Consider the following 26,631-nt stretch of genomic DNA (forward strand, 5'->3'; position numbering starts at 1 on the left):
TCGTCGGCGATGTCGTTGCCATCGCCGACGCGCTCGGCATCGGAAGGTTTCACCTCGTCGGTCATTTACTGGGGCGGTATCGTCGCCTGGGCCGCAGGCGCAAAGCTGCCGCACCGCCTGGAAAGGCTCGTCATCCTGAACGCGCCCCATCCCGAGGTGCTGCTTGCCCATTCCTTGCGATCTCCGACCCAGTTCCTGCGGAGCAGCTATGCGGCCTTCTTCCAGTTCCCCTTGCTGCCGGAGGCTTTTCTGGGGGCGGGGCGCTCGGCTCTGCTGGCACGGGCGCTCATCAAATCCAGCCGAACAGATGCCTTCACGGCGGAGGAAATCGCAGAGTATCGGCAGGCCTGGGAACGGCCGGGGGCGCTGACAGGCATGCTCAACTGGTATCGGGCGCTGCGCTTCCGCCCAAGCCTGAATGAGCGGATCACGACGCCGACCCTTGTACTGTGGGGGATGCAGGACCAAGCTCTGGAATATGGCCTGGCCGAGCGCAGTCTGGCCCTTTGCAACGATCGGGGCCTGCAGACGTTCGAGAAGGCGACGCATTGGGAACAGCGCGAAGAGGCCAGCGCGGTGAATGCCGCGCTTCTGGCGTTCCTGGACGGCTGAGATGCCGTTCCGTTCTGTAGGTGGCCTGACTCGCCGTGATCTCCTGACCGTGCTCGCTGCCGCGGTCACAACCCACCACCTTACCTCCTCTGCTGATGCAGCATTGGCAGAGGCCTCAACGGAGCATCCGATGCCACACGTCGTCCTTCTCGGGGATTCGATCTTTGACAACGCTGCCTATGTCGCGCACGGGCCCGACGTAGTGCGGCAGCTGCGGGAGCGGTTGCCGGAGGGGTGGCGTGCAACGCTAAACGCCGTCGACGGCGCCGTCACAAGCGGCGTCGAGCGGCAGCTTGAACGGCTCCCCCAGGATGCTAGCCATCTTGTCGTCAGCGTCGGTGGCAATGATGCTCTTCGTCATGCAGGGATTCTGGAGCAGGGGGCCTGTTCGGTGGCCGAGGTTCTGGACAGGATCAGCGATATCCGGGAGGAATTCGAGCACGACTACTGTACGATGCTCGAGGGGGCGCTGGGCCAAAACCTACCCACCGCTGTCTGCACGATCTACGAGGCGCGCTTTCCCGACCCACAGCGTCGTAGACTTGCCGCAACTGCCCTGACGGTCCTCAACGACGTCATCACCCGGGCGGCGTTCTCGCGCGGTTTGCCGCTCGTCGACCTGCGCTTGGTATCGAATGATGACGCGGACTTCGCCAATCCTATCGAACCGTCAGTGCAAGGCAGCGCGAAGATCGCGGCAGCCATCGCGGCACTTGTAGTCGAGCACGATTCAGCCGGACGTCGGTCGGTGGTCTTCGTCGGCTAAACGGCGTAATTGCGCCCGATCGTCTGCACTCCCGATGGTCGGTCGGACTGAAAGCAACAATTCAGACGGCCAGCACGATCTTGCCTTGAATACTGCCGTCGGCGGCGCGCTCGTGTGCGCGCGATGCCTCGGCCAGCGGGAATGTGCTGTCGATGACGACACGCACAAGGCCGTCGTCGAGCAGGCGGGCGGCTTTTGCCAACTGCGCGCCATTGGATCGAACCTGTGTGGATGAGACCGTGATCCCCAGCCTCTCTGTCTCTTCGTGACCAGCGAAGCCCAGTGGGTTGACCAGGAACAGCGCGCCGCCCGGCTTCAGAACATGGAAGAAGCGCTCCATGTCCGCGCCGCCCACCGCGTCGAGGACAAGGTCGACGTCTCGAACGACATCTTCCGCCGCGGTTGTCTTGTAGTCGATGAATTGATCCACGCCAAGATCGCGCATCAGCGCCTCGTTCTTGGCCGATGTCACCGCGATGACGCGCGCGCCCCGCCATTTCGCCAACTGGACGGCCAGATGCCCGACACCGCCTCCGGCACCATTGATGAGCACCGTCTTGCCGTCGAGGGGCACCGGCTCATGCGGTAAGGGCTGGAACGGATTCGGCTCGTCGTGGCCAAGTTCGATCAAGAACTGCCATGCCGTCAGAAGCGACATCGGCGCACCAGCCGCATGAATATGGTCGATGCCGGCTGGTTTCAACGCAACATGCGATGCCGGCACACTGACATAATGCGCGTAGGCATTGCTACCCGTCATCAAGTTATCGGGGAAGTGAACCATTGCGTAGACCTCGTCACCGATGCTGAACTCAGCGACGTCAGCGCCAACCGCTTCAATGACGCCCGACACGTCCGTGCCGAGAATCAGTGGGAAGGACGCGTTGGGTCGCCATTCTGGCGGCAGTGCGCGATAGCCATCCCGCAGATACCAGTCGGGCGGATTAAGCCCGGCCGCCTGGACTCGGACAAGCACCTCGCCGGGCTTCACACCCGGCCTAGGCGCGTCTTCGTACACCAGCATCTCGGGACCACCGAATGCGTGCAGACGGACTGCCTTCATCTTATCGCTCATGGTGAAATCTCCGCTCATCCATGTCATTGGAGCGAATCTAGCGGCATGACCGCCGGTTGATAATCGGTGCCGATGGCGGTTAAGTAATGCCATGGCGGAACATATCACTTTGGATCGGCTCACTGGCATCATCGCCTTCGCGCGTGCGGGATCGCTGGGCAGCTACACGGCAGCGGCGCGCGCGCTGTCGATTTCCCCGTCGGCGGTCAGCAAGAGCGTCCAGCGGCTCGAGCGGCATTTAGGAGTGTCGCTGTTTACCCGTACAACGCGCTCGCTCACCTTCACGCCCGAAGGGCGCGACCTGCATGAGCGCGCGCTGCGTCTGCTACGCGAGGCGGAGGAAATAGAGCAGGCGGCAATGACCGCGCGCTCCGAACCATCGGGCACGTTGCGCGTGGCCGCGTCGCTGCCGATCGGACTGCATCTGATCGCTCCGGCTTTGCCGGCTTTCCGTCGGCTCCATCCGAACCTGATCGTCGATCTCAGGCTGGGTGACCAGATGGTGGACATGATCGAGGAAGGGATCGATGTCGCCATACGCATCGGTGATCTGGCTGACACCCGGCTACTATCACGCAAGATCGCACCCCATCGGCTTTGCTGCTTCGCCTCGCCAGCCTATCTCGAGGAACGCGGCACACCGACCCATCCCGATCACCTGGAAGGGCACGACACCGTCAACCTTCGATATCAGAGCACAGGCCAGGCCTTTCGCTGGCCCTTCCGGATTGGCGACCGTGAAATCGAGATCGTGCCCAATTCCGGTGTGGTCGCCGATGCCAGCGATGCCGTGCTCATCATGCTGGCAGCCGGCGGTGGGATAGGCATAGGCGCCTCCTTCATGGCGGCTCCCTATGTGAAGCGCGGCGAACTGGTCCCAGTGCTGTCCACGTTCGCGGTCGAGCGAAACAATGTCACCGTGCTCTGGCCGGCAAGCCGACGCGCCAACCCCGCCGTGCGCGCCTTTCTGACCATGCTCGACGCCGCTTTCACTCTGCGAATGGCAGCTTCAAGCATCGACTGATCTGGCGCGGAAGGGTCGCTAAAGGGCGAAAGCGGTCAATCCTGCTGATTGGCTGAACGGCAGCTATTCCGGGCACAACGTCCAAAAGCTGCTATTCCGTTTCGGCCCCACTACAGGCCGCCCCTCCTCGTCGAATAGCATTAGACTAGTTGATCGGCTACAACGACCTAGAGTGCTAGCAACGGGGAGGGCACATGTCGGCGAGTGCTTACGCATTGACTGGCTTCATCTCGTGGGCGCTGGCCCTGCTGATCGTGATGGAAGTTATCCGGAGCTACCTGGTGATCTCTGGGCAAGTCCCGGCAAACGGCTTTACGCCAGATAACGGAGCCCTCTCCCCGTTTATGCGGAGGTTAGCCCGTGCCCACGCCAACTGCATTGAAGGGCTTCCAATCTTCGGAGGTCTGCTCGGAGTCGCGATCATCATTTCAAAGACAGATGTCACGGATCCCTTGGCCTCCACGATGTTAGGCGCACGTATGGTGCAGTCGGTGATCCACCTCGTCTCAACCAGCCAACTCGCGGTCAGTCTCAGGTTCACCGCGTTCGCTGTGCAAATGGTGATTGGTGCGTATTGGTGCTGGTTGCTGTTGATCTGAAGAGTGGCGGAGCCCCGACGCAAAAGTGGGCCACCTAACGCGCACGTCAGTCTAGTTATCTTTCGAGTCGCCGGGTCATGTGACCGCCAGGCTGGATTATGCTCAACAAATCTTGATAGGCTGCCGTTCTGGGGGTCGCACGATGAACGAGGTTGAAAAGATGGCCGTCGAGGTTGTCGCGACCGGCCTTGGCTGGCCCGAGGGCCCGACGGTGCTGCCCGATGGCCGAATTGTCATCGTCGAAAGCTATCGAAGCCAGCTGACGGCCATAGATCGCGACGGAAGTGCTCGCCAATTAGCGTATGTTGCCGGAGCGCCCAACGCCTGTGTTCTTGGATCGGATGACCTGCTCTATGTCTGCCAAAACGGCGGCACGACCGGACCTTGGCGGGCCGCGGAGATGACGACACCATCCATCCAGCGGGTTGCCGAAGGCGGAAAGCCGGAAATCCTGCTAAGCGAAGTCGCAGGCATTCGGCTCAATGGTCCAAACGATCTTGTATTTGCTGCTGACGGCCGGCTTATCTTTAGCGATCCCGGCACATACAACCCGGGGAACCCGGACCCCAGCTACATCTTTGCCGTCAACCCCGACGGCAGTGCGTACCTTGCTCTCGGTTTCGACAAGCCGACGTTCCCCAATGGTGTGGCGATCGAAGCCGACGGCTCGATCATTTGGGGGGAGTCCTATACGGGTCGCGTCAAGCGGCAGCGTCCGGATGGTTGCGTCGAAGACCTGGGCCGCTTGCCTGGGGCCAATCCGATCCCGGACGGGCTGAAGGTCGGAGCCGATGGCCGCCTTTATGTCACGGATATTGCCGCCAACGGCATTCACGTTCTGAAGCCCAACGGGACAGCGGAGGGTTTCTTCGTCTGCGGCAAGGCAACGACCAACTGCGTCTTCTCGGGCGAGATGCTTTGGGTCACAAATGCCGGCGTGCTGGCGACCGGCAGCGATCCCTCCTTTGAGGGAACACTCTCCTGCGTGCGTGTTCCGGGAGGCGGTGGACCGACGCATCATGGTCGCATCGGCGGAAAGCAACCGTGAGTAGCTCCTCGTCCGCCTCAAACACAGGCGATGACCGCGGTGCCGGCGGTGCGGCATCGTCTGCTTCGATGGCGGCGTTGAAGTGCCTGTACAGCGTGGCCGCGGTCCGCGTCGCCGCGCGGCGGACTTTGCCACGCCCGGTGTTCGACTTCGCCGATGGCGGTGCCGAGGATGAGCGAACGCTGCGCCGGAACGAGCAAGCTTTTAACGAGGTTGCCATTCTGCCGCGACCACTCAACGGTGCAACGACGCGAGACCTTTCCCTTGACCTCTTCGGCGCGAAACTTGCCATCCCGCTGGGCATCGCGCCAACCGGCCTGGCTGGGCTGTTCTGGCCCGACGGCGAGCGCGCAGCCGCCCGAGCCGCAGCGGCCGCAGGGACATTCTACTGCGCCAGCCACGGATCCGTCTGCACGCTGGAGGATATAGCAGCCACCGGAAGTAGCCCACGGTGGATGCAGGTGTTCGTCTATACCGATCGCGGCTTCACCCGAGAAATGGTGGATCGGGCGCGTGCCTCAAGCTACGACGCGCTGGTGCTCACCATCGACAACCAGATGCTTGGCAACCGTGAACGCGACATCCGCAACGGTTTTGCCATCCCGCCGCGCTTCGGTTTGGCCGGAACCCTCGCGGCCGCCACCAAGGCGGCGTGGCTTCTTCGTATGCGCACCCGACTCCCGAAACTGACCTTCGGCAACTACGCGCGCCCCGGGGATACGGCGACGGTCGGTGCATTGGCGGGCCGCATGGCCGCAATGCTCGATCCCGGACTCTCCTGGGCCGATGTCGACTGGCTGCGCACTGTCTGGTCCGGACCGTTGTTGCTGAAAGGCGTCCTGCATCCTAGCGAAGCCGCCGAGGCTGTAGCGCGGGGAATCGACGGCATCATCGTATCCAATCATGGGGGCCGTCAGCTTGACGGCGCCGCCGCATCGCTGGACGCGTTGACGGCGGTTGTCGCGGCTGTCGCAGGCCGCATACCGGTGCTTATCGATGGCGGCATCAGGCGAGGCTCCGACGTCGTCAAGGCGCTGGCGCTCGGCGCCTCGTGCTGTCTGATCGGGCGGCCGCAGTTGTGGGGGCTCGCGGTCGCCGGCGAGGAGGGGGTACGCCACGTGCTCGAACTCTACCGCAAGGAGATCGACCGCGTCATGGGACTGATGGGCGCGCGGAGCCTGCGCGACCTCGGGCCGGACTGTATTTCGTTCGTTCAGGGAATGGGGCCGCTACATGATTGAAGACCCACCACTGCTCACCATCAAGCGCCGTTTCGAACGGCCCGCAGCAGAAATCATCAGTGCTTTTGCGGGCGTGCCGGTTAGCCAGGTCGTAGACGCGATGGGGGGACGCGGCGCCTTGCATTATGCGATCAAGCCACTGTCGCCAGCTACTGCGACGATGGTCGGCGTCGCCGTGACCTGTCACTGCGGCCCCGCCGACAACCTCGCCCTGTTTGGAGCACTGGATGCCGCAGCAAGTGGCGACGTCATCGTCGCTTCCACCGACAGCTTTGCCGGTACGGCGGTAACTGGCGATCTCGTGCTCGGCATGGCGCGCAACAAGGGGGTCGCCGGCTTCATCACTGATGGCCTCGTGCGCGACGTTGTCGGGATCGAGGCTGTCGGGTTGCCGGTCTACTGTGCCGGGGTCATTGCGAATTCGCCTGCGCGCAATGGTCCAGGCACGGTCGGATTCCCGGTGGTGCTTGGAGGAGTGACTATCTCGCCGGGAGACATACTGGTCGGCGACCGGGACGGTATCGCCGTGGTCCCCCGCCTGGAGGCTGAGACTGTGCTGGCGCGGCTCGCCGCCATCAGGGCGTCCGAGCAGGCACTTGATGCGCTCGTGCGCCAAGGTCTTGAAGTGCCCGACTTTGCCAAGGTCGTCCTCAAATCGAACAGGGCGCGCTTCGTTGACTGAGATGTGAGCTTCTCTAGCTGCGGGACATATGAAGCGCAACACGATTTCGTCCTTCCGATTTGGCACGAAACAGAGCCAAATCGGCGGCATTGACGAAATCGTTTGGCGTCTCGTTCTCGGTGGGCACCGCTGTTGCGACGCCGACGCTGATGGTCACGCGATCCGGGCCGTGGGGTATGTTCAACTCCCGCACGCTCTGGACGAGCCGCTCGGCGATCGCACTGGATTGTTCCAGTATAGTGTCGACCAACACGATGACGAACTCTTCGCCTCCGTACCGCGCAGCGAGATCGGTGGAGCGGCCGGAACCGCTCTGGATTACGCGGGCGATTTGCTTGAGCACATCGTCGCCGGCCATATGGCCATAGGTATCGTTGTATCGTTTGAAGTTGTCGGCATCGATCATCAACAGCGACAGTGGGGACTGTGCGCGAAAAGCGCGTTTCCATTCAGCCGCCAGATATTCGTCAAAATAGCGCCTGTTGCCGAGACCCGTCAGGCCATCGATCCGCGTCAGACGTTCAAGCTCTAGATTTGCACTGATCAGCTGTCGCTGGCTTTCCCTCAGCGCTCGGTGTGCCGAGTCTCGCTGGACGTGATCCAGATAGGCCCGCGTGTGATATCGAATGCGTGCAATCAACTCGATACGATCCGGCAGTTTGACGAGATAGTCGTTCGCGCCCGCAGCGAAGGCTTCGCCCTTGGTGGCTGGATCTTCCTTGCTCGACAGCACAATGACTGGCACCGCGCGTGTCGACGCATGCTTCCTGTATTCTCGCACCAGATGCAGCCCATCGACCCCTGGCATCACGAGATCCTGCAGGATAACGGTTGGCTTTACCTCATCCGCGACCGTCATCGCTCTCAACGGGTCGGTGCAGAAGTGTAAGGAAATATCGGGCTCGTTGGCTAGAGCGCGCCTGACCGCCTCGCAAACCATGATCTGATCATCGATGAGCAGAACCATGGATGAATAGTTATCTGCGAGTGGCGGGACCAACTCTGGTTCTTGCGTCATCGGAAGGGGCCTTTCACGTGGAGCGCTCGCAGGCTGCGATTATACGTGAGCCGATCGCACCCAAAGGAAGAATATCAACAGCCGCGCCGATGTCGGCGGCGGCCTTCGGCATGCCATAGACGGCACTGGTTGCTCTATCCTGCGCGATTGTGAGATGCCCCTTGTCACGGAGCTGTCTCAGCCCGCGCGCACCATCCCTGCCCATGCCTGTGAGCAGAACACCAATCACCGGGCCAGGCCACCATTGCGCCGCACTTTCGAAGAACACATCTACGGACGGCCGATAAACATTGTCCTTGGGGCTGGGCGTATAGCCAAGTTGCTGAGCTGACTTGAAAACCAGATGATCCGCAGAACTGGCAACGAGAACGGTGCCCGCTTGAGGGCTATCCCTTTCCCCCGCCGGACGGATCGGGAGACGCGTATGCTGCCCTAGCCAATCAACAAGGCCTGGAACGAACTGAGCATCGAGATGCTGGACGAGCACAATCGCGCCGCCAAAATCAACGGGAAACGCGCTCAGGACTGCGGCAACGGCAGCCGGCCCGCCCGCAGAGGCGCCGATTGCTATCAGGCGTCGAGTTGACGGCTCAGCCGCACGTGACATCCGCCTTTTTGCCTGGGTAGGCGCATCACCGATCAGCTTGCCTATCGTTAGTATCTTGTTCGTCAAAAGCCGGGCGGATTGCGAGGACGCGTTGCCTTCGATGCCCACTGACGGAATATCGACTGCGTCAAGCGCGCCATGACCCATTGCTTCGTAGACGCCGGCGAGGTTGGCTTCGATACTGGCGGTCACCAGCAAGATTGAGCACGGGGTTTCCGCCATGATTCTGCGGGTCGCTTCCACGCCGTCCATCTCTGGCATCGCTAGATCCATGAGTATCAGATCCGGCAGATCACGTCTGCAGACCTCGACCGCCTCACGCCCATTAGTCGCGATCCACGCGACCTGATGTTCGCCGGTCAACAGAACCAGTCGACGCAGAAGTTCAACCGCCATCGGCATGTCGTTAACTACGCCGATTCTCATTCGCTGGCTTCCAATCTCGATCTCATTCAGCCGCCTCGCCAATCATGTCCACGACGGCATGGATCAGCGCCTCGTCCTGAAAACTACTCTTGGTCAGATAATAGTCCGCACCTGCGTCGAGCCCGCGCGCGCGATCTTCTTCCCGATCCTTGTATGAAACGATCATAATGGGTGTGTTCTTGAGATCAGCGTCCTTTCTGATCAAACTCACCAGCTCGATGCCATCCATGCGAGGCATGTCGATGTCGGTGACCACGAGATCGAAAGGACCAGACCGGACGGCATTCCACCCGTCCATGCCGTCTACCGCCACTTCGACCTCATAACCGTAATTGCCGAGCATCTTGCGCTGGAGTTCGCGAACCGTCAGTGAATCGTCAATCACGAGCACGCGCTTGCGCCTGCTCGCTTCGGGACCGCCCGCGGCGCGCCGAAGAGCTCGAAATCCGCTGGACGATGCAAGCTTTTCCACCGATCGGATCAGATCGTCGACGTCGAAGATCAGAACAGGCGAACCGTCTTCCATCAGGGCCGCTGCGCTGATGTCCTTGATCTTGGCAAACCGTGGATCGAGAGGTCTGATCACTAACTCGCGTTCCCCGAGAAAACGGTCAACGATCAGGCCGTACGCATCGCCCCGACCCGCATCCACGACGACGACCGATAGTTCGTTCGGTTCCGATCCGGGCTCACCTCGATCGAGCACCTCGCGAGCGGTGACCAGCCCGATCTGTCGATCGTTCAATCGAAAATGCGGCCGGCCCTGCAGGACGTTGATCTCCGTCCGCTGCAGTTTCAAAGTCTTGGAAATGGCAGCGAGTGGAAAAGCATAGGGCTCTCCATCGACATCGACGAGCAGCGTGCGCAGGACCGACAATGTCAGCGGCAATTGCAGTTGAAATCGGGTTCCGTGGCCAAATTCTGAGGAGACGCTTGCGACTCCCCGGACTTCCTTCGTCATGGCTTGCACTGCATCGAGCCCCACACCGCGACCTGAGACGTCGGTAAGGCCCGCTTTCATGGAAAAGCCTGGCAGAAAGAGAAATGCGAGCAATTCGCTTTCGCTGAGTGTTTCAGCACTTTCCCTGGTTGCAAGTTGCCGGGCGACGACGGTCTCGCGCAGCTTCGAGAGCTCTATCCCCCTGCCGTCGTCCACCACGGCTATCTGCAGCAGCCCGGCATTGTGCCTCGCTTCGAGCCTGATGAGCCCCTCTTCGGGTTTGCCCATCGCGAGGCGCTCCTCAGGCGGTTCAAGCCCATGGTCTACAGCGTTGCGCAGAAGGTGCCCCAAAGGGGCATCGAGCTGCTCGAGGATATCGCGGTCGATGCCGGTCGAGCCGCCTACGATCTCCAGTCGCACCCGCTTGCCAAGGGTACGACCGAGGTCGCGGATCATTCTCGCATAGTGTCGCACGCCGTCCTCAAAAGGCCGCATCCGGCTCGCCAACGTTTCGTCGTACAATCTGTTGGCAAGATCGGTCGCTTTCCGATCCACTGAATCCAACTCATCGAAACGCTCCGCCAGGAACGCTTGGCTCAACCGAAGCTTTCGCTGCGCTTCAGCCAGCGCCTCCACCACCGCCGCATCGTTTGAAACCGGCGGCAGCACTGCATGAAGATTGTCGAATGCACTTGCGAGGTCCGATTGAAGTCGCTTCAGCCGTAGCAGCCCGTCAGCGAATGGCCTGAGCCGCCGAGCTTCCATCAGCGACTCGCCAGCCAGCCCGAGCAATCGGTTCAGGCTGTCTGCCGTCACCCGAACCATTCTATCAGAGCTGATGCTGCCGTGGGCTTGCGGCACCGCCCCAACGAGGAGGTTCGCTGAAGAGGTCGTCGCCAGTTGCTCCTGGGCATGATCTGGAGTTGCGAAATCAGCTGCAGAATCTTGGGGCCCGGGCTTTGCCTGGGGGAGGGACAACCCCTCGAACTTCGCGAGAAAGGTTTCGACTTCTGAGTTGGCGCTCTCGCTCGATGATCCCGATGCGATCAATTTCAAAAGGTCAGAACCTTGCAGAAGCGCGTCTATATGCTCCCGTCGCACCCTCAGATGCCCGCGTTGCGCTGCGACCAGGCAGTCTTCCATCGCATTTGCAACTTTGACTGCGGGCATCAGGTCGATGATGCGGGCAGCTCCTTTCAGGGAATGCGCGGCACGCATGCATGCTTCCAGGGCGTCGGCGGCGATAGGATCGCGTTCGAGTGCCAGAAGTCCAGAGGTCAGAGCCCGTGACTGCGTCTCCAGTTCGGCCTGGAAGAGGCTGAGCATCGAAACCTGGCTGAAGTCTTCATCTGTCATGCGATGCTCCGATCCAGCATCGTGAGCAGTTGTCGTGGATCGAGACAGCCAACGGCTCGTCCTTGCCATGGCAGCACGGCAACCGTAGCGGCCGACAGTGCCTTGCCAATCATGGCCGGAACAGCGAGAGTGTCGCGTTCCTGGTACCGATGTAAGCCGTGGATCTCATCAACCATAAAAGCAACCCGCTTGTCGCGCTCGCCTACCACGACAAGGCGGCGAAATACCTTGGTTCGTGTGCCTTGTTCCCCTTCCTTGCGCTCGTCTATCCCGAGCAATTCGGCCAGGGACAGGCAAATGAGCAATTCACCACGGACATTCGCAATGCCGAGCAGTGCACTGTTCCTGCGATGTGGAAGTGAATGAACGCGACGAGATTCAGCCACTTCATGAAAAATACCGACCGGAAGTGCCAGCCATTCCTCCCCCAAACGGAAGAGAACGGCCGTCTGCAGCGCGTCGCTGTCTGCCGAATCGATCCCTGCACGACCAGCGTTGTCAGGCCATTCGTCGCGAGATGCCGAGGGAGCTGCACGGTCGAGGAGGCGTCGTGCGATCTTCTTGTAGGTCGGGCAATTGCGGCAGTGGAGATGCTGCTCTAGTAGCGGACATGACTTGTCACCCCGTACGCCTATTTGCCGCCAGCAGTCGTTGATTTCGATCTCATCCACCGGCTGAGCGATCCTTGTCGAAGCCGCCATCAACTGCCGCTCCTTTTCTGGACCCGACCCAGCCGGCCGGCCAGCGCCTCGGCGCCGTTATGGTCGCCTTGCTTGCTAAGCAGCAAGGCCAGATGGACAAGAGCTTCTCGATGATTTGGCGCGAGATAGAGCGCCTTGCGATAACTTTGCGCGGCTTCGGGTGCAGAACCATCCGCATCCTGGATGAGGCCCAGCAGGTAGAAGATTTCTGCGGAAGGACCGAACTCCCTGAGATGCGCCAGGGCGACCTCCTGTGCCTCCTTTACGCGTCCTGCATTGGCGATCCGTTCAACCGCGATGAGGCTTTCCGAGGCGCGTGCAAGCGGCTTGGCCGGAGCCTGCCCGCGGCCTTCATTGCCAATTGTCGGTCGGAACGGACGAAGAGGCTCGCTCTTGTTGACCTTAGGGCTTGGCGTCCGCACCGGGACGGCGGCCGAAACCTTCGGCGCCGTGGTCTTGACGGGCTCCGATTTCAGAAAGGCGAAGGCCAATGGCCATTCAGCGGAAAGAAAGCCATGCACCCTTGGAAGAGCTGCTTCCGCCGGACCGACCAGAAGAAGTCCGTCTTTGGCCAGCAGGTCCTTCAGGCAGATCAATGCGCGATCCTGCAGCTCTCGATTGAAATAGATCAGCAAATTGCGGCAAAGCAGGATGTCATAGACCTCTTGCCCGAAAGGCGCGTGAGAACCGAACAAGTTTCCTACCATGAACCGAACCTGTTTCAGCACCCCAGCAACAGGCCGCAACCCGCCCTCGGCCGCTTCGAAATAGCGATCCTTGAATTCTAAATGGCTGCCGCGAAACGAATTGCGGCCATAGATGGCGTGTTCAGCCGTCGCGATATTGCGGCTGCTGACGTCCACGCCATCGATCTTGAACTCATGCGCCTCAAAGCCGGCATCGAACATGGCCATGGCGACCGAGTAAGCCTCTTCGCCGGTTGAACATGGCAGGCTCAGGATTCTTATCGGCTGAGCAGGCTTGTGCGCGCGCGCATGCCGCGCCAGCATCGTGAACGCTTCTCGGTCGCGAAAGAACCAGGTCTCTGGGATCACCACCGCATTGATCAGCTCCTGCAGCTCCTGCGAGGAACCGGCCAAGTGTTGCCTATAGGCCTGAGGGTTGGTTATCCGGCATGCTTCCATCCGTTCTCTGACCGCCTGACGAACCACTGTCGGACCAACGCTGGCACTGTCCAGTCCAATGGTTTCCGTCAGGAGCTTTTCTATTGCTCCGGTCATTGATCACCTATTGCCGCCTGGCGGAGCAAAGCGGTACGAATCTCTTCCGAAAGCAGCGCTTCCACTTTGACCCACTGAATGATCTCCAAACCATCGGAAGCCACCGGCCCAAGATAGGGCGGGGTTCCTGGTTCCAGTCCGAACGGCGCGAAATCGGCCGGGTCTCGCTCGATCGTATCCGTCACCCGTTCCGCGATCAGCCCCAGCAGGCGTCGCTCGCCATCATCCGCCGGATAGCGCGTCACAACGATCCGGGTGCTCAACAGGCGCTCCGATGGTCGGCCAAGCGCAAGAAGGGTGACATCGATCAGGGGGAGGGGTATTCCGTTATAGCTGACCAAACCCACCACACCAGTTGGCGCACCCGGAAGAACTTTCACGTCGATATAGGGCAGCACCTCTTCAATTTTGTGGACATCGATCAAGTAGCGATCCGGACCCATGCTGAAGGCGAGGAATAGCATTGTCACCTCCTACTGCCGGCTCGCTATGCTCGTAGCTTGAACCTCGATATGCTACTTCGCATGCCGCCTGAGACTTGATTGAGCTCGTCGATCGCGAGCGTCGATTGCTGAAGGGACTCGACTGTTTGCTGAGCTGCCTCGCTTAGCTGGGTTAGCGTGTCGCTGATCTGCCCCGCGCCGGTCGCCTGCGCTTGCATGCCTTCATTGGCGACTTCGAAACGTGGCACCAGCCCCTGAACCTGCTGAATGATCTCGAAGAGTTGCCCGCCGACCTGCTGGATGTCCTGCATACCCCGACGGACCTGCTCGGAAAACTTGTCCATGCCCATCACCCCGGCCGCGACTGCCGACTGGATGTCCTTGACCATTTGCTCGATATCGTAGGTGGAGACAGCTGTCTGGTCCGCGAGCCTTCGGATTTCCGTCGCCACCACTGCAAAACCCCGGCCATATTGGCCTGCCTTCTCCGCCTCGATGGAAGCGTTGAGCGACAACAGGTTCGTCTGATCGGCCACTTTGGTGATGGTCGTCACCACCTGATTGATGCTGCCGGCTTTCTCGCTCAGGATCGCCAGTTTGGAATTGATCGCGCCAGCCGCTTCCATGACCTGCTGCATGGTTTCTTCCATACGGGTCAGCCCCGCTTGCCCCCCGCCAGCCACGGCAGCGGTTTGTTCGGCAACTGTGGAGACCTCGTTCATCGTGCGGACCAGTTCGTTTGATGTGGCGGAGATTTCCTTGGCTGTCGCTCGGATTTCTGTTGTGGTCGCTGCGATTTCAGTCGCAGTTGCCTGCTGTTGCTTGGAGGTGGCGGCGATCTCAGTTATCGACGTGCCGACCTGTATGCTGGACCTTTGAACCTGACCAATGAGGGTTGTGAGATCGTCCGCCATTGCGTTGAAGCCGTCGGCAAGCACGCTGAATTCGTCTCGGCGCCTCAGATCGAGCCGTTCGCTGAAGTCGCCTTGCCGCATCAATTGAACCGCGTCGACCAAACGGGTGAGCGGACCTGTAATGGCGCGAAACAGCTGGTAACCCAAAAGAAGGGCTAGCCCGAGGGCTATCAACAAGCCAACGCTCAAACCGACTTCGGCCGTTCTGACGATCGAGCTGATCCGCTGCGTCGCGCTGTTTGCCTCGCCTCTGTGATCCTCAACCATGGCCTGCAGAGCGGACTGCAATTTTACAAAGATCGGCTCTACTTCGTTCTTGATAGCTGGGCTTTCATTGGGAGTTTCACCTTTCGACAAGGCAGCCCGGCTTGTTTCCAGCACAGCAGTTTCAGCCAGACGGAATTGGTTGGCGAGTTGTTTGACGGCTGCATAATTCTGCTTGTCGATATCGGAGACGATCGTTGCCTCATAGTCGTCCATCGACCGCTGCACCTGGTTGCGATTGGTCGTGATCGCGTTTTCAACCGTGCTTCTGTCTGACGGGTTGTCCTGAAGGGCATATTCCTGAAGCAGACTATGGGCCGCCATCTGGCCCGTCATGATCTCGGTACTGTGATAAAGGTCCGGAAGGATGCCCTTCTCGACCTCAGTCGCCTCCTCCCCCGCCTGAAGAAACCAGGCGTACGCGATGAGGGCTATCACGGACATGACCACCAGAACGGCTGCGAAACTGACGAGGATGCGGTGGCGTATTGTCAGACTCTTCATGGAACCGGTTCACCAATGGGGGGCATCGTGGGCTGCGCGACAAGCGCTCGTTCCGACATATTCGAAAAGGTGCGTCGAAAAGCGGTAGTCTGATGCTGAATGGTTTCTTTTCCGTTCCATAGCTAATGATGGCGAGGCGGCTCGCCAATCGGCGCCGCCAGAAGCGGTGGTCAAAGGACGACTGCCGTCCACGCACATCAGCCCGAGATCGGCTGGATGGCACGCCGCGTCAGGAGGAGCGTGGACGAGCTGCTTGAGGCCACGAATGAATGACTGCTTAGGCCAGGTCGAGGCAAGAAAGCCGACGTCCTGCTTGCTGCCCCTAAGCTGCCAGGCGGGAACGCGCCTCATATCAGCCGTCCAGCATGATCGTCGCACTGAAAGCGGATCGCCGAAACCACATGTCGCAAACTGGCCAGCGCGTAGATTGGCGCCGAGTACGGGTTCGACATGCGCAGGTGACGATAACTAAATGGCAAGCGCCCCCGCCTGAGGCCCTCAGGACTAAAAGATCTTGAGAAAACCAGTTTCAAATGCGCATCGTTCAATGTTGCAGCTCATAAGCAGGCGGTTGGGTAGGTCTCGGCCAGCACACGGCCCGGTGGCACTCACTGCGGTCCACACCGCAGTTGAAACTGACCACCCGACCCAGGGTTCGAAGACGGTCCCCGATCGGAACACCGAGCAGAGTGTGCTCGCGCTCCTCAAGTCACCGATATCCTTGGTGAAGACGTTGAAGGCGTGTGCAAAGGACGCCTCGACATCGGCGGAGTGAATAAACGGCTCGGCTACCGGATGCTTAGACATCGTTGACAAGGGTGCTATGGGATCATAACGTACCTGATTGGTATAACAGGTATGCCACATGATCGGAGTTCTGATCAAACAGCGGAAGCTTTCGGACGAGGTGGCAGCGCACCTCGAGCGGATGATCCGAGAGGGAGAGTTGGCCGAAGCCGACCGTCTCCCATCTGAACGGGAACTCATGCGGCAGTTCGGGGTAGGGCGGCCTTCCATCCGTGAGGCGCTGCTGCATCTGAGCAAAATGGGCCTTGTCGAGGTAAAATCGGGGGAGCGTGCCCGCGTCACTCGACCCACTCCTCAATTCGTGATCGACGCCCTTTCAGGGCCGGCTCGGCACATGATTTCGGCGCCGGGAGGAGTTCACGACTTCCAGAGCGCGCGGTTGTTTTTCGAGGTCGGCCTTGCCCGCAACGCCGCTGTGCATGCTACCCCGAAAGACATTGAGAGCCTCAAGGAGGCGCTCGAACTCAACCGTCAATCAATCGGCGACCTGGCGCGCTTCGAGCGCACGGACGTAGACTTCCATTACGTGCTGGCGGTAATCACCCGCAATCGGATCTTTACAGCTATTCACGCGGCGTTGGCTGAATGGTTGCTCGAACAGCGTCGCACCACATTGGCCAAGGGTGAAGACCGCAAGGCTTACCAGGCTCATCGCGAAATCTTCGAGGCCGTCGCCGCGCGCGATCCAGACGCGTCAGAGGCGGCCATGCGCAGCCATCTCGAATATGTGGTTAAGCGGTATCTGCAACTTGCGAGGCCCAAGTGATGACCGGATTTGTCGTCTGGGTCGATTTCCGCCTGAGGCCTGGTGCCCGGGACAGATTCCGAGAACTTGTCGACGCCAATGCGACCGCCTCGATGCGCACCGAGGCCGGCTGCCGCCGCTTTGACGTGACGGAGGCGCGCGGCGAACTGGATCGGGTCCTGCTCTATGAGATTTACGATAGCGAGGCCGCATTCGAGGACCACTGCCGCACCGCTCATTTCGACGAATTCAATACGCAGAGCGCGCCGCTCGTCGTGACCAAGTTGGTGACGACCTGCGACCTCGTTCTTGAAGCCACGCATTGAAGCGAACATAGGCGGATTGGCCCATTGGGGCGAACGGGAGGAAGTGCATGTCGGAGCCAAGTCTCAGGGCGTTAGCTTCTCACAGGCGGGTCAAGCTCGGTACGCTCGTCGCCGAGTTCGCCACGCCGGGAATCGGTCACATCCTGAAGTCCGCTGGCTGCGATTTCGTCTTTTTCGACATGGAGCATTCGGGATTTAACTTGGAAACGCTGAAGAGTGCGATCCGTTATTTCGAGGCGGCCGATCTGCCGGTGATGGTTCGTGTGCCATCGCAGGACTACCATTTCCTCGCCCGCGCCATGGACATGGGCGCCGAAGGCCTGATCGCGCCGATGGTGAGCAGCGTCGAACAGGCGCAGCACATCATCAACTCCATGAAATACCACCCTGCCGGCGCCCGCGGCGTGGCGCTGCAGATCGCTCATGACCGTTACCGTCCGGGCTCGGTCGCTGACAAATTCGAGGCCGCCAACAAGCGCTCGACGTTCATCTGCCTGATCGAGACCGCCGACGGCGTCAAGAACATTGACGGCATCGCGGGACTGGACGGGGTCGATTGTCTGTGGGTTGGGCATTTCGATCTGTCCGTCTCGCTCGGCATTCCTGGCGACTTCGCCCACCCCACTTTCACTGCTGCAATGGCCAAAATCGTGGCCGCCGCCAAGAAGCACAACAAATCGCTTGGACGCTTGGTGCCCAACGTCGCCCAGGGACACGAGTTCTACGCACAGGGCTTCGATTTCATATGTTATTCAGGCGACGTTTGGGTCCTGCACGACGCGATCGCCGACGCGGTTTCCAAGATCCGGGCCGGGTGCCAATAGGAGCGGAAGAGACGATGGACAGCGTGAAATTCAGGGTGGCGCTTTCCGGTGATTTCCGCAGGCCGGACGGCTCGCCGACCTACCCAGATTTCGATCTGGAGCCGCTGCGCAATGCGATAGGTGTCGAGATGGTGTTCCTGGAGTCAAACAGTCCGCTTCGCGGCGACCAACTTGAGAATTTCGATGCGCTGATCCTCCTCGCCCATCGTTTCGATGCCACGAGTGTCCCCAGGAGCGGCCGCCTGGCCGTCGTTGCCCGCTTCGGGGTCGGCTACGACACTGTCGACGTTGAGGCATGCACCGCAGCCGGTATTGCCTTGGTCATCACGCCCGATGGCGTGCGACGGCCCGTCGCCGTATCCGTCATCACCTTCATCCTGGCGCTGACCGGCAAGCTGCTGACAAAGGACGCGCTCACCCGCAAAGGGTCTGTTGGTTTTGAGAAGCGCTCCGAACATATGGGGGTCGGCCTCGTCGGGCGTACGCTTGGGTCGCTGGGCATCGGCAACATCGGTGCCGAGGTCTTCCGCTTGGCGAAGCCCTTTGACATGCAATTCATTGCCCATGACCCGTTTGCCGGCAAGGGGGTCGCTGCCGACCTGGGCGTCGAGCTGGTCGGGCTGGAGGATCTGTTTCGCCGCGCCGACGTGCTGTCGGTGAGTTGCCCCCTGTCGCCCCAGACCCACCACATCGTCAATGCTGAGCGGATCGCCCTGATGAAGCCGACAGCTTACCTGATCAACACCGCGCGCGGCCCGATCGTCGACCAGAAAGCGCTGACGCAAGCACTGCAGGAGCGCCGCATCGCCGGCGCCGGTCTCGACGTGCTGGAACAAGAGCCTCCCGACGCAGACGATGCGATCCTCAAACTCGACAATGTCATCCTGGCGCCGCACGCGCTTTGCTGGACCGACCAGTGCTTTGCTGGCAACGGTGCCGCCGACGTCAAAGCGGTAATCGAGGTGCAGCGTGGTCGCGAGCCGCGCGGCGTGGTCAATCGCGAGGTGCTTTCGAGCGAGCTGTGGAAGACCAGGCTGTCTGGGCTCGCCGCCCGCTTCGGAACCTAGGAGGAGACTGATTTTCGGCGCGCCGCCGCGGCCTCTTTGCGGCGACCTTACGGGAGGAAATGCTTGACCGCTGCGCCGGCGGCGAGTGAAGCAAAAGGAAAATGGGAGGACCAAGCACTATGAACGATCGTGAAAAACGTGACTTTCAGGCAGGCCTCGAAGCTGAGGTCGACGCCTTCATGCGCGGCGAAACCACCCGCCGAACTTTCATCACCCGCTTCGGTCAGATGACCGGTATGTTGGCCGTGTCCGGCCCGCTGCTGGGGATAATGACCGATTGGGCGCTGGCGCAGCAAACATTGGAATTGGCGGACGCCACGTCGCCGCTCGGCCAGGCGCAGGCCGCAGCCCTGAAAGCATCGAAGGGAGGGCCTGCGGACGGTTCCGCCTTTCGCGCGGCGGAGGCGGCCAAGGCGCATTCGGGCGTCACCCTCAACATGACCTACGAGGCTGGCCTGCAGGCACTCGACCCGCGCAATTTCAGTGGGCCGATGTGGGAGCAGCTTACCGGGATGAAGTCGAATGTCGTCGAGCTGTCGAACCCGGACCAGTACTCCAAGGCGGTCGCCGAGCACATCGCCGGCTCGGGTGCCTATGACGTCCTCGACATCTCGCCGGCCTGGACGCCGTCGCTTGCCGATGGCGGCGTCATCGCCCCTCTAGACGACTACATCGCCAAATACATGAACCCGGCAGACCTCGAGGACTATCATCCCCTGTACAAGGCGCTGCCGACCTACAAGGGTAAGATCTGGGGGTTCTTCGACGACGGCGACATGTTCGCTCTCTACTACCGCAAGGACATTTTCGAGGACCCTAAAATGGTGGAGGCTTACCAGGCGAAGTTCAACGCCAAGCTTGGACCGCCCAAGACATGGGAAGAATATGCCCAGATCGCCCAGTTCATCACCGACCAGATGGCGCCAAAGGTCTATGGCGCGGGACATTTCCGCAAGGCGGGCAGCCCCGGCAATCAGTTCGACTTTCTGCAGCAGTACCGGGCCAACGGCGGAAAACTCTTCGGCGACGACATGAAGGCAGGTTTGGTTTCGGATGCCGGCGTCAAGACGCTGACAAACATGCTCGCCGCAAACAAGGCCTCGATCCCCGGCAACAACGAGCTCGACGCCGTCTCCTTGTGGGCGGCTTTCCTGACCGGCAAAGTCGCGATGATCTATTCCTGGCCTCCTAGCGGCCGTATGGCGGCCAACTATTCGCAGTCGGCCACGGCAATCAACTTCATTCCGCAGTCCCAAATCGCCGGCAAGGTCGGCTATGCCGTGGTTCCGGGAAATCCGGAACATGCCACCGGCTACAACAAGGCACTGTCGGCCGACTCGCCCAACGCTGAGGCGGCGTATCTGTTCATGCAGTGGGTATGCTCGCCACCCGTCTCGCTGGCACGTTGCATGCTGCCCTACGCTCTACGCGACCCGTACCGCATCTCGCACTTCAAGTCCGAGCTCTACGGCGCGCTCTTCCCGAGTGCCAAGGAGTACCTTGCCAACCTCAACAACTCGGCAAATGTCGGTCTGCTCGACCCGATCATGCCAGGCGCGCAGGACTACTTCTTGAGCATCGATCGCATGTGCACGGCGGTGTGGGCTGGTGCGGATCCGAAGGCGTCGCTTGAAACGGCGGCCGCCGAGTGGAACGAGACGACCGACCGACTGGGTGTGGATTCGCAGAAGGGCTTCTACACCGAGTTCTTGAAACTGCCTGGCGCCACCGCCGACAACACGGTGGAAAAACTTGGCATGGCGGTCACCCTCTGAGGGCAGGCGGACTTCTCTGGAGCAATCGGTGTTGCGGGCGCTTGGCTCGCAACACCTCCCCGCTAAGCGGCGATTTTGGATACGCCTATGCAGCCCACCGCCACGATCCGTCGTTTGAAGGCAGCCGGCGCACCGCCCCGGCTGTCTGCCTTTGCTCAATGGGCAGACCGTCATTTCAAGTGGCTGCTGGTCGGCCCCGCTGTGCTGCTGATATTGGCACTGTCGATCTATCCGCTTCTGTTCTCGCTGGTGGTATCCTTCATCAACTACGACTTCCAGGTGCCGGGCCACGCCTTTGTCGGATTGAAGAACTTCGAGCGGGTCGTGTTCGATCCCGTAGCACGTTGGTCCCTGTTGCTGACAGCATCGCTGTCGGGCATCAGCGTCGCTATAGAATTCGTTCTCGGCCTCTTGGTGGCGCTGACAATGGTGCGCAGCTTTCCGGGCCGCGGTGTGATCATGTCGATCCTGATCGTGCCGCTGTTCATCAGTCCGGTCATCGTCGGCCAAGCCTGGACGCTGCTTTTACAGCGGCCTTTCGGACCGACGAACTATATCCTGACGCAACTATTGGGGCAGGAGGTTACGATCGGCTGGATGACGGAGCGCCCGTGGCTCTACGTCTCGCTGATCATCGCCGATGTCTGGCAGTGGACGCCGTTCATGTTCGTCATCCTGCTCGCCGGGCTGACCGCAATCCCACCCAATCTCTATGAGGCGGCAGAACTCGACGGCGTCAACGCCTGGCAGGTTTTTTGGGCGATCACGCTCCCGCATCTCGGGCCGATGATGCTGCTGGCGCTGACCTTCCGTCTGCTCGACGCAATCCGTATGTTCGACACCATTTTCATCATGACAGGGGGTGGCCCGGGAACACAAACCTACACGGCCTCCTATTATCTTTATACCATCGGCTTCACACAGTTTCATCTGTCGCAGGCAACAGCAGGAAGTTGGCTGTTCCTGATCTTTACGGCGCTCATCGTGACGTTGCTGGTGCGTCGGCTCTTGAAGGTAGAACCGGTCTGATGGCCGCCGTCGCGCCCGCCCGCCGCAGGAAACGCCGGTCGTTGCCGATCGGCCGAATTCTGCTGCTGGGGTTCTTCCTGGTGTTCGTGCTGTGGCCGCTCTACTGGATGTTCAACACCTCCATCAAGCCCAGCGACGACTACCTCACCGTACCGCCTGTCTGGTTCCCCGCCGCTCCGACGCTTGTCCACTACAAAGCTGCGCTGTTCGCCTATCGTGGTCTCGACGGGCTCATCAACAGCCTGATTATTTCGCTTTCGGCCACGGTGCTTTCGGCGCTGCTCGGCACGCTGATGGCCTATAGCCTGGCGCGCTACGACACCGGCGGCAAGCATCTGTCTTTCTGGGTGCTGTCGCAGCGCTTTTTGCCGCCGATCGGGATCGTGCTGCCGGTGTTCCTGATCTATCGCCAGGTCGGGCTCTACGACACTCATGTCGGCCTGATCATCGCCTATACGGTCTTCACGCTGCCGGTCTCGGTGTGGATGATGTTCGCCTATTTCCGCGGCATGCCGAAGTCGATGGAGGAGGCGGCCCTCGTCGATGGCTGCACGAGATGGGAGGCGTTCTGGCGCGTTGCCATGCCGCTCGCAGCACCGGGCATCGTCGCGGCGGCTGTCTTCGCCTTCATTGCATGCTGGACGGAGTTCTTCTTCGCTCTGATCTTGACCAGCCGAACTGCCTTTACACTGCCAACGGTCTTCCGCGCCTTCATCGGCTTCCAGGGCGCGCAATATGGCGAAGCCGCGGCCCTTGCCATCGTCTCCCTTGTGCCATCGATCGCCCTCGGGGTCCTTGCTCAACGTCATCTGGTGCGCGGGCTGACGCTCGGCGCCGTTCGCGGTTAGGAAAGCTCCCGCATGGCCGAAGTCAAAATTACCGGCTTGCACAAGCGCTACGGCGCGTTCCATGCCGTGCGCGGCATTGACCTCCACATCCGCGACGGCGAGTTCACCGTCCTGGTTGGACCGTCCGGCTGCGGCAAGTCCACGCTGCTCCGGACCATCGCCGGCCTGGAGGAGATATCGGAAGGCACGATCGAGATCGGCGGCGAGGTGGTCAATGATTTCCGGCCGCGCGATCGCGACGTGGCAATGGTGTTTCAAGATTATGCGCTCTATCCGCATATGAGCGTGGCCAAGAACATTGGCTTCGGCCTCAAGGCTCGCAAGATGCCGAAGCCAGAGGTCGAGGTGCGCGTGGCCGAGGCGGCACGCATGCTTGGCATCACTCCCTTGCTGGGGCGTTTTCCGCGCCAATTATCCGGTGGCCAGCGCCAGCGCGTCGCCATCGGCCGCGCCATAGTCCGCAACCCCCGCATCTTTCTGTTCGACGAGCCGCTGTCCAACCTCGACGCACAGCTTCGCGACGAAATGCGCGGCGAAATCAAACGCCTTCACCAGGACATTGCGACAACGATGATCTACGTCACCCATGACCAGATCGAAGCGATGACGTTGGCTGACCGTATCGTGCTGATGCGCGACGGGTTGATAGAGCAGCAGGGCGCGCCACTCGAGTTGTTCGAGCACCCGGCCTCAACGTTCGTCGCTGGGTTCCTGGGTTCGCCGCGGATGAGCTTCCTGCCAGGCACCCTTGCCTTGGACGCAGGCGCCGCTGCCATCCGGCTCGCAGATGCACTGCTACCCTTAGCGCCCGGCAGGGGGCTGAAGGGCGTCGCGGACGGACAGCAGGTGCTGCTCGGGTTGAGGCCAGAACACCTCACTCGTGCGCACACTGCCATGCCGGAGCAGGGCACGTTTCGCTATGAGGCAACGATCGACCTGCTGCAGCCGACCGGCTCGCGCAGTTACGCGACATTCCGACTGGCCGGCGCGCCGGTGATGGCTGAGCTGCAGGCGCACGATGTCAGCCGTCCGGGCGAGAAGCTTGCGATCGACATCAACATGAACCGGGCCTCGATCTTCGACGCCACGACGGAGCGGGCAATTTGACCTCGACAGCTTCCCTGGCAGTCCGCTTGTGTGGCACCGAACAGCTCGAGGCACCGCTGCGCACACTGCGCGCCGGATCATTGTCGGTCGCGTTCGACAATGGCGCCTTGCGTTACATCCGCATCGGGACGATCGAGATCTTGCGCGGAATCTCGTTTCTTGTACGGGACGAAAACTGGGGAACATGTACCACCGTTCTCGATGATCTGCGGATCGACGAGAGGCCGGATGCGTTCGCCATTGAATACCGTGCAACATGTGCCGCAACATCCGGCCGCCTGATTTACCGGGCGCGCGTCTCAGGCAGTGGCGATGGTGCGCTGTCGTTTGTGGCGGAGGCAGAGCCCGAGACTGACCTTTTGACGAATCGGACCGGCTTCGTGGTCCTTCATCCGATCGAGGGCTTGGCCGGCAAGCCGATAAAGGTGCTGCATGAGGATGGTCACGACGAGCTATCGTTCTTTCCGGACCACATCGATCCAAAATGTCCGTTCACCGACATCCGGGCGTTGTCGCACGAAATCGCGCCTGGGATCTGGGCGACATGCACCATGGAGGGTGATGCCTTTGAGATGGAGGACCAACGCAATTGGTCTGACGCCTCCTATAAAACATATGTCCGCCCTCTGCGTCGCCCGTGGCCTTACAGACTGCCCAGGGGCCAGAAATTCACGCAGGCCGTCCGGCTTCACGTGTCAGGAACGCTCCCTGCCGGGACGTCTGAAAATCGCAATCCACTCATCAACCTGACGATCGGCGGACCGGTCGGCCGAGTGCCCCGCACTGGCGTCGGCGTCGCCGCCGACGAGGCAAAGCACGCGCTCGAAACCCCCGAGCTCCTACGACGAATGGCTCCCCAGTGGATGGTCTGCCAGGTCGATCTCCGGATCGCACACGGCCAGGACGAACTAGAAAGCTACGCCGCGCTCGCACGGCTGACCGGCGCTGGCGTGGTCCTCGAGATTGTCACCAAGGGCACGCGCGATCCATTCGGCGAATTGGCGCCGGTCGCGGATGCTGTCCACTCACTCGGCCTCAAACTAGAAGCTGTCTCCGTCTTTCCGGCGCAGGACATGACATCCGTACAGCCGGGAGCACCGTGGCCGACTATGCCCAGCTTCCACGAAAGCTACTCCGCCGCTCGCCGGGCTTTCCCGGGCATCGCGCTGGGCGGCGGCATGGCCGCTTACTTCACCGAACTCAACCGCAAGCGTCCGCCAGCCGAAGCGCTCGACTACGTGACCTTCACCACCTGTCCCAGCGTGCACGCCGCAGATGATGTCTCGGTGATGGAGACACTTCAGGCAATCCCCCATCTAATCCGCTCCGCGCATGCTTTCATGGGGGAACGCTTGCCACTGCGTATCGGTCCCATCCAGCTCGGCTGCCGTGAGAACCCATACGGAAAATCCACTACGCCGAATGAAGCGAACGCTCGCGTCTGTCTATCGCGCATTGATCCTCGTCAGCGCGGGCTGTTCAATGCGGCTTGGACTGTCGGATATTTCGCGGCCTGCGCTCGCGAAGGAATCGAGGCCGTCGCGTTCGGTGACTTCGCCGGCCCCTTTGGCCAAATCCATAGGAAGGCTGATTTCGTGCAGCCATGGTATGATCAGCAGGATGGCCCAACGGTCTATCCCGCTTTCCATGTCTTGGCTGGTCTCTCAAAGCTCGGCGGAGCCACCTTGCTGTCCGTAGGAACTTCCGGCGCTGACGGCGTCGCCACGATCGCGGCTGAAAAAGATCGCCGCGTGACCCTGTGGGTCGCTAACCTTACCGCCAAGACGCAATCTGTGCGGCTTTCGGATTCGCCGAGCAGCGCCCGCATTGCTCTTCTCGGCGCCGAGCAGTTCGAGCGGGCGGCAACCGATCCCGACTTCATGGAAAGTTCCGCAAGACCGCTGGATGATCAAAGCATCTCGCTTGGCGCCTACGCCGTCGCGCGAGTCGACCTTGATCGATCGTCTTAGGCCTAGCCGATGTTCGCTGTTTGGCCAAACCCCCGTCAAAGATGAGGGTGGTAGTTCCATACTCTAAGGCAGCGCGTGGAATCCATCTCGCTTATACGTTGTACTATCGCGACGGCGACCAGGCTCGCTAGGTTCCGCCTGCCGAGACGCCAAGTTTTGAGGCCGCTCGCGCCGAAGCGATCCGTTGCGGAATCGGCCTGTTGGCTGATCTGGGCGATGACGATATGACCGGATGGTTAGTGCGCATGCGCGATCAGGCAGGCAACGAGCTTTGCACGATCAGCGTCTGCGAGGCCGAAGCCGCACCGCAAACGGAAACAAGCCGGTTAGGCAGCACCGCTCACGTCTGTGTCGATACGCCAGCCCTTATTCAATTAGATCGTCGCCAGTCGGAACTTTTGTGATGTTGAGCCCTTGTCCATTGAACAGTGGAGGTACCAATGGCTAACCTGGGAAAATTGGCGATCGCGATGCTCGGCGTCTTGGCATACCAAAATCGCGACAAGATCGGCGACATGATCCGTGGAGCGGGTGATCGCAACCCAAATGATCCGCAAGGCGGGATTCTGGATCAGCTTTCAAAAGGCGTTTCGGGGGCCGCGCTTGGCGATATTCTCGACCGGTTCAGAGGGGCAGGCGCCGGATCGAAGGTCGATTCGTGGGTAGGCACCG

Annotated in this window: 25 protein-coding genes and 1 pseudogene; 18 read left to right on the forward strand and 8 right to left on the reverse strand. The window is 60.8% G+C overall.

All coding sequences use genetic code 11. The features are described 5' to 3' along the window. Positions 1-15: 15 nt before the first annotated feature. Entirely contained in the window at positions 16-612 is a 597-nt protein-coding gene (locus X750_RS1000000167215) for an alpha/beta hydrolase (protein WP_198023180.1), read from the forward strand. Positions 613-742: 130 nt separating this feature from the next. Beyond that, positions 743-1,378, forward strand: a complete 636-nt coding sequence (locus X750_RS135845) for an SGNH/GDSL hydrolase family protein (protein ID WP_023748839.1) — start codon at positions 743-745, stop codon at positions 1,376-1,378. Between the two features lie 61 nt (positions 1,379-1,439). Here the strand turns inward: X750_RS135845 and X750_RS135840 are convergent, their stop codons facing one another. Next, on the reverse strand, positions 1,440-2,453 hold the full coding sequence (locus X750_RS135840) for an NADP-dependent oxidoreductase (RefSeq protein WP_023748840.1): 1,014 nt from the start codon (positions 2,451-2,453) through the stop codon (positions 1,440-1,442). A 91-nt stretch (positions 2,454-2,544) separates the two neighbouring features. Between X750_RS135840 and X750_RS135835 the strand changes: the two genes are divergently transcribed. The 5 genes from X750_RS135835 to X750_RS135815 all read left to right on the forward strand — a co-directional run bounded on the left by X750_RS135835 (position 2,545) and on the right by X750_RS135815 (position 7,047). Further along, positions 2,545-3,477 carry a LysR family transcriptional regulator gene (locus tag X750_RS135835; protein ID WP_023742812.1) on the forward strand — a complete coding sequence of 311 codons (933 nt, stop codon included), beginning with the start codon at positions 2,545-2,547 and terminating at the stop codon, positions 3,475-3,477. Between the two features lie 194 nt (positions 3,478-3,671). Further along, positions 3,672-4,076, forward strand: a complete 405-nt coding sequence (locus X750_RS135830; protein ID WP_023748841.1) for an MAPEG family protein — start codon at positions 3,672-3,674, stop codon at positions 4,074-4,076. Positions 4,077-4,218: 142 nt separating this feature from the next. Further along, on the forward strand, positions 4,219-5,124 hold the full coding sequence (locus X750_RS135825) for an SMP-30/gluconolactonase/LRE family protein (protein ID WP_023748842.1): 906 nt from the start codon (positions 4,219-4,221) through the stop codon (positions 5,122-5,124). Positions 5,125-5,192: 68 nt separating this feature from the next. Then, positions 5,193-6,365 carry an alpha-hydroxy acid oxidase gene (locus tag X750_RS135820; protein ID WP_050588691.1) on the forward strand — a complete coding sequence of 391 codons (1,173 nt, stop codon included), beginning with the start codon at positions 5,193-5,195 and terminating at the stop codon, positions 6,363-6,365. Beyond that, positions 6,358-7,047: an aldolase gene (locus X750_RS135815; RefSeq protein WP_023715423.1), complete on the forward strand. Its 690-nt coding sequence runs from the start codon at positions 6,358-6,360 to the stop codon at positions 7,045-7,047. Before X750_RS135820 ends, X750_RS135815 begins: the two co-directional genes overlap by 8 nt. 13 nt (positions 7,048-7,060) lie before the next feature. Here X750_RS135815 and X750_RS135810 read toward each other — a convergent pair whose 3' ends face one another. From X750_RS135810 to X750_RS135775, 7 genes are all read right to left on the reverse strand, one after another. Beyond that, a complete protein-coding gene (locus X750_RS135810; RefSeq protein ID WP_023669440.1) occupies positions 7,061-8,014 on the reverse strand; it encodes a PleD family two-component system response regulator in 954 nt (317 codons plus the stop codon). Between the two features lie 64 nt (positions 8,015-8,078). Next, positions 8,079-9,098 (reverse strand): chemotaxis response regulator protein-glutamate methylesterase, encoded by a 1,020-nt coding sequence (locus X750_RS135805; RefSeq protein WP_023748844.1) that lies wholly within the window; start codon positions 9,096-9,098, stop codon positions 8,079-8,081. Positions 9,099-9,120: 22 nt separating this feature from the next. Beyond that, positions 9,121-11,394 carry a hybrid sensor histidine kinase/response regulator gene (locus tag X750_RS135800; RefSeq protein WP_023742810.1) on the reverse strand — a complete coding sequence of 758 codons (2,274 nt, stop codon included), beginning with the start codon at positions 11,392-11,394 and terminating at the stop codon, positions 9,121-9,123. Further along, complete coding sequence (locus tag X750_RS1000000165245; RefSeq protein ID WP_084567208.1) at positions 11,391-12,095, reverse strand: chemotaxis protein CheW; 705 nt, start codon at positions 12,093-12,095, stop codon at positions 11,391-11,393. Before X750_RS1000000165245 ends, X750_RS135800 begins: the two co-directional genes overlap by 4 nt. Continuing rightward, positions 12,095-13,336 carry a protein-glutamate O-methyltransferase CheR gene (locus X750_RS135785; RefSeq protein WP_023748845.1) on the reverse strand — a complete coding sequence of 414 codons (1,242 nt, stop codon included), beginning with the start codon at positions 13,334-13,336 and terminating at the stop codon, positions 12,095-12,097. Before X750_RS135785 ends, X750_RS1000000165245 begins: the two co-directional genes overlap by 1 nt. After that, positions 13,333-13,800: a chemotaxis protein CheW gene (locus tag X750_RS135780; protein WP_023748846.1), complete on the reverse strand. Its 468-nt coding sequence runs from the start codon at positions 13,798-13,800 to the stop codon at positions 13,333-13,335. Before X750_RS135780 ends, X750_RS135785 begins: the two co-directional genes overlap by 4 nt. Before the next feature lie 23 nt (positions 13,801-13,823). Further along, on the reverse strand, positions 13,824-15,461 hold the full coding sequence (locus tag X750_RS135775; RefSeq protein WP_023689447.1) for a methyl-accepting chemotaxis protein: 1,638 nt from the start codon (positions 15,459-15,461) through the stop codon (positions 13,824-13,826). A gap of 865 nt (positions 15,462-16,326) precedes the next feature. On the opposite strand from X750_RS135775, the gene nanR reads away from it, so the two are divergent. The 11 genes and pseudogenes from nanR to X750_RS135720 all read left to right on the forward strand — a co-directional run. Further along, complete coding sequence (nanR, locus tag X750_RS135765) at positions 16,327-17,034, forward strand: transcriptional regulator NanR (protein WP_023748847.1); 708 nt, start codon at positions 16,327-16,329, stop codon at positions 17,032-17,034. Next, entirely contained in the window at positions 17,034-17,339 is a 306-nt protein-coding gene (locus X750_RS135760) for a putative quinol monooxygenase (protein ID WP_023669450.1), read from the forward strand. Before nanR ends, X750_RS135760 begins: the two co-directional genes overlap by 1 nt. 47 nt (positions 17,340-17,386) lie before the next feature. Continuing rightward, positions 17,387-18,163 (forward strand): aldolase/citrate lyase family protein, encoded by a 777-nt coding sequence (locus X750_RS135755; protein ID WP_023705665.1) that lies wholly within the window; start codon positions 17,387-17,389, stop codon positions 18,161-18,163. A gap of 14 nt (positions 18,164-18,177) precedes the next feature. Next, positions 18,178-19,230: an NAD(P)-dependent oxidoreductase gene (locus X750_RS135750; protein ID WP_023705664.1), complete on the forward strand. Its 1,053-nt coding sequence runs from the start codon at positions 18,178-18,180 to the stop codon at positions 19,228-19,230. 119 nt (positions 19,231-19,349) lie between these two features. Beyond that, positions 19,350-21,005 carry an extracellular solute-binding protein gene (locus X750_RS135745; RefSeq protein WP_023705663.1) on the forward strand — a complete coding sequence of 552 codons (1,656 nt, stop codon included), beginning with the start codon at positions 19,350-19,352 and terminating at the stop codon, positions 21,003-21,005. A gap of 87 nt (positions 21,006-21,092) precedes the next feature. Then, complete coding sequence (locus X750_RS135740) at positions 21,093-22,034, forward strand: sugar ABC transporter permease (protein WP_023705662.1); 942 nt, start codon at positions 21,093-21,095, stop codon at positions 22,032-22,034. Further along, complete coding sequence (locus X750_RS135735) at positions 22,034-22,882, forward strand: carbohydrate ABC transporter permease (protein WP_050586890.1); 849 nt, start codon at positions 22,034-22,036, stop codon at positions 22,880-22,882. The genes X750_RS135740 and X750_RS135735 overlap by 1 nt, the downstream gene beginning before the upstream one ends. Before the next feature lie 12 nt (positions 22,883-22,894). Continuing rightward, positions 22,895-23,989, forward strand: a complete 1,095-nt coding sequence (gene ugpC / locus X750_RS135730; RefSeq protein ID WP_023705660.1) for a sn-glycerol-3-phosphate ABC transporter ATP-binding protein UgpC — start codon at positions 22,895-22,897, stop codon at positions 23,987-23,989. Further along, positions 23,986-25,959: a hypothetical protein gene (locus tag X750_RS135725; RefSeq protein WP_023705659.1), complete on the forward strand. Its 1,974-nt coding sequence runs from the start codon at positions 23,986-23,988 to the stop codon at positions 25,957-25,959. The genes ugpC and X750_RS135725 overlap by 4 nt, the downstream gene beginning before the upstream one ends. A gap of 200 nt (positions 25,960-26,159) precedes the next feature. Further along, a complete protein-coding gene (locus X750_RS1000000166140) occupies positions 26,160-26,363 on the forward strand; it encodes a hypothetical protein (protein WP_156932477.1) in 204 nt (67 codons plus the stop codon). A 36-nt stretch (positions 26,364-26,399) separates the two neighbouring features. Further along, positions 26,400-26,631, forward strand: a pseudogene (locus tag X750_RS135720) (hypothetical protein); the annotation flags it as partial.

The sequence above is a fragment of the Mesorhizobium sp. LNJC391B00 genome (genome assembly GCF_000502535.1).
Taxonomy (GTDB): domain Bacteria; phylum Pseudomonadota; class Alphaproteobacteria; order Rhizobiales; family Rhizobiaceae; genus Mesorhizobium.